The sequence below is a fragment of the Phytobacter sp. V69 genome (assembly GCF_965644215.1).
Taxonomy (GTDB): domain Bacteria; phylum Pseudomonadota; class Gammaproteobacteria; order Enterobacterales; family Enterobacteriaceae; genus Phytobacter.
This window is the reverse complement of record NZ_CBFFRL010000318.1, coordinates 1-3,530: the sequence shown is the minus strand read 5'-3', so window position 1 is coordinate 3,530 and position 3,530 is coordinate 1. Positions and strand designations below refer to the sequence as shown.

The following is a 3,530-nucleotide window of genomic DNA, read 5'->3' as shown; positions in this document are numbered from 1 at the left end:
GAGGTAGTTGTACTTCCGTTAAATAACCTTTTTCAAAATTGAAATGAGGATCGGTCACCTTTAACTCATTAGAAAATGAAAAAAAAGGAGTAAAAACAAAAAACAACAAATAAAACTTAGTTTTTTTCACATACTCTCCTCAGATAAAAACCAATAAGGCGGATTCAAGTTCGAAGTGCAGAGCTAAGCCGCCTGTCTTAGCTCTGCAAACACCACAGACACTTATGTCGCCTGCTGTTAAGCTTATAAGCGACCATCTCTAAAACGACTAGCGACTTCACAAAATAATTTACAGCCCTCAACCAAACAGCCCAATTCCAGCACTGATATTTACCATAACATCTCTTGTTCGCACCGCCTCAGACGCCCTCAGCGGCGTTTTACGCTCTGAGCCTCAAAACCCCATACTTCCCTACTGAAAACAGCTCAGAATCGTGCTGGTGAGTTTTGCGCCCGTGCATAGCCATGCATCAGAATGCCCCACTGACGTTTTCAGACAGAAATCATCACCAGAACGGGAAAAACCCACATGAACCGACAGGAATCTGCCGCGCTGAACATGGCAAAATTTATCCGAGCGCAGTCGCTGCTGTTGCTCGAAAAACTCGACGTGCTCGATCTAGACGACGAGGCCGCAGACTGTGAAAAGCTACACGAACAGGCAGAGGCGCTCTATCAAAAACTAAATAACCGGCTGTCGGAAGCAGAAACGGTGAACGGGAACGGATTTTAATCCGATGCCGTAAAGCGTTGGCCGGGTGTCGGGGCGCAGCCCTGACGAGGTGTTTTGCTTTATCTACTGCGTGCAGGCGGTAATGACAAAACATTTCCTGTCCCGCATAAGAGCCACCGGCAGGGTTGGCAAAGTGTAAACGGATGACAGAATGAAATGACGTCAAACAGGAACACTTGGCCTATCTTGCATCGTCAACAAAAGCCCCCGGATGACCGTGCGACATATCCGCGTCAGATGCACTTCCGCTTCCTCGCGTTGACAGACTTCGCTAATCAACACTGCGGCGAGCGGAGGAAGTAAAAAGGGAAGATGAAAGTGTAGGAGGAAACAAAGAAGCGAGGAAAAGGCGCAGCCGAGGGCTGTTTTTCCATAGGCTCCGCCCCCCTGACAAGCATCACAGAATCTGACGCTCAAATCAGTGGTGGCGAAACCCGACAGGACTATAAAGATCCCAGGCGTTTCCCCCTGGTAGCTCCCTCGTGCGCTCTCCTGTTCCTGCCTTTCGGTTTACCGGTGTCATTCCGCTGTTATGGCCGCGGTTTCTCATTCCACGCCTGACACTCGGTTCCGGGAAGGCAGTTCGCTCCAAGCTGGACTGTATGCACGAACCCCCCGTTCAGTCCGACCGCTGCGCCTTGTCCGGTAACTATCGTCTTGAGTCCAACCCGGAAAGACACGCAAAAGCGCCACTGGCAGCAGCCATTGGTAACTGAGATGTGCGAGAGTTTTATCTGGAGTTCTTGAAGTGAGTGCCTGACTGCGGCTACACTGGAAGGACAGTTTTGGTGACTCGTCTCGCACAAGACAGTTACCTTAGGTTAGAAAGCCTGAGAAACTTCTAACCTTCGAAAGAACCCGCGCCTGAGAACGCGGGTTTTTTCGTTTACAGAGCAGAAGATTACGCGCGTGAGCAAAGGATCTCAAGAAGATCCTTTGCTCTCAGGACTCTTTATTCTCTTTGATATTCCAGCCAGACGACGCCCCCCCCCATCCCGCTCAAGAAACTCCTTTTATCCACCGCACCGTAAAAATCCACTCGAGTTTCAAAGTTCGGTTTTCAAAGAAAACTGCTCATATTTGTACAGCCTCTATGCCATGATAAAAATCAACACAAATCAGAATCTAGAATAAATACCAATAATAGGACCTTTTTGTTTTATATCAAACACATAACCATCCCTATTGTAATCAGCATCAACAACCCTGTACCCAGCAGATAAATTCCAATTAGAGTAAAAATTGATTCCAATAACTCCTGATACATCCCAGATAAATTTTGATTGCCCACCTCCAGCCAGCGTCCATCCTTCTAAAAAGATACTTTCCGTTATATTTTTCCGCCCCTTAAACCCAGAAAACACATCAACCCAAGTGGCATCCCCCTCCCTCGAAACACCATCAAGATAACCTCCAGACACATGATACTTCATGCTCGAATGCCATAATTTCCCTCCCATTACAACATCAAGAGTTGTATTGACATCATCAATAACCGCATAGCCAACACCTAATGCCAATGTCGCCAATTTAACTTTGACATTAAGATTTGTTTGATTGGATACTTTCTGGTTCGGTGAGAAATTAACATATGAAAAATCACCAAACAAACTAATCTTTTCATGCCTGGCCTCTCCAAAGGCCATGAAAGAAAAATTGCTATCATCAAAAATCTCATTAAAATTCATATTCGATTCTACTGGACTATATCCATATGTCCCTACAGGCCCAGTTTTCCCATCAACACTTGCAGCCCAAAAATATGGAGCAAAAGTAAAAGACCACAATTGCTCATTATCATTAACACCAGTTAATGCTTCATCACTTGCGCTAGCGTAAAAACTTATAAAAATAAAAGCGGGAAGTATTTTCTTGAACCCATTAACAAACATATTATCTCCAGATAAATGTAAATGCCGAATTGATACTTAGGGATATAAAGCACGAGCCATTTACAGCCCATTTAGTATTAAGTTATCCCTTTAAGTCTCTCATCACGAAGTCAACTATCTTGTTGGAGACTCCAGCTTCGTGATAAGAGACTTAAAGATCAAAAACTTAGGAATCCCCCGGTAAAGCATGGGGATCCGGACTTAATTAATGTTCACTCTGCAATGACAATTCGGCTTCTTTTTTTGCATATTCCATATCGTTCACAAAATCTACATTAGCATGTAGTTTAGCTACTGTTGCAGCCCCCATAATCCTCCCTGCATCCACGTCACTTTGCCAATGAGCATTGCAGATAATTCGACTATCACCAAAATCAATTCCCTTTTTTAATATTTCATTTGAATTTCGTGGGTTAATTTCAGCAAGTACAAGAGCCAATGCCCACCCTACCGCTGCGTGACCAGAAGGGTAAGAACCATCACTCCTAAGTACCACCTCTTGCTCTGGATAACAAGTTCCTTCATGATGTAAAACAAAAGGCCTTGTACGGAAGTATTTATTTTTAGCAGCATACGTAGAAAGCCCTGCATCTGTAAGAACTCGTTTCATAATAGTATAAATATGAGGCGTATTTTCCTCATTAATACCAAACCCAATTACTGTAGAAAAATTATCAGACAGCTCAGGAAATTTAATCTCCGCATCTACTACCGCAGATTTCCACCTATCACCACCTTTAAGTTTTTTCACACTTTCTCTTACTTCCTCATCCCTCATAAAAGCCTTTGATTTTTTTTCTGGAGGCGGAGGTAGCAACTCAAGAGAATGAGGTAGTTGTACTTCCGTTAAATAACCTTTTTCAAAATTGAAATGAGGATCGGTCACCTTTAACTCATTAGAAAAT

General features: G+C 43.8%; 4 protein-coding genes. 2 read left to right on the top strand and 2 right to left on the bottom strand.

From position 1 onward, the window contains the following. Nucleotides 1-529: 529 nt before the first annotated feature. Both ACSZPU_RS24385 and ACSZPU_RS24380 read left to right on the top strand, forming a co-directional pair. Nucleotides 530-733 carry a Rop family plasmid primer RNA-binding protein gene (locus ACSZPU_RS24385; protein WP_499004150.1) on the top strand — a complete coding sequence of 68 codons (204 nt, stop codon included), beginning with the start codon at nt 530-532 and terminating at the stop codon, nt 731-733. Between the two features lie 602 nt (nt 734-1,335). Further along, complete coding sequence (locus tag ACSZPU_RS24380; protein ID WP_137470445.1) at nt 1,336-1,449, top strand: replication initiation protein; 114 nt, start codon at nt 1,336-1,338, stop codon at nt 1,447-1,449. Between the two features lie 402 nt (nt 1,450-1,851). Here ACSZPU_RS24380 and ACSZPU_RS24375 read toward each other — a convergent pair whose 3' ends face one another. Then, entirely contained in the window at nt 1,852-2,625 is a 774-nt protein-coding gene (locus ACSZPU_RS24375; protein WP_499004148.1) for a hypothetical protein, read from the bottom strand. Nucleotides 2,626-2,830: 205 nt separating this feature from the next. Next, nucleotides 2,831-3,530 (bottom strand): acid phosphatase (locus ACSZPU_RS24370; RefSeq protein ID WP_499004147.1); only part of this gene is annotated, 700 nt, incomplete at its 5' end.

Coding starts and splice junctions, on each gene's coding strand:
- ACSZPU_RS24385 (WP_499004150.1), top strand. CDS start 530: ATGAACCGACAGGAATCTGCCGCGCTGAACATGGCAAAATTTATCCGA.
- ACSZPU_RS24380 (WP_137470445.1), top strand. CDS start 1,336: ATGCACGAACCCCCCGTTCAGTCCGACCGCTGCGCCTTGTCCGGTAAC.
- ACSZPU_RS24375 (WP_499004148.1), bottom strand. CDS start 2,625: ATGTTTGTTAATGGGTTCAAGAAAATACTTCCCGCTTTTATTTTTATA.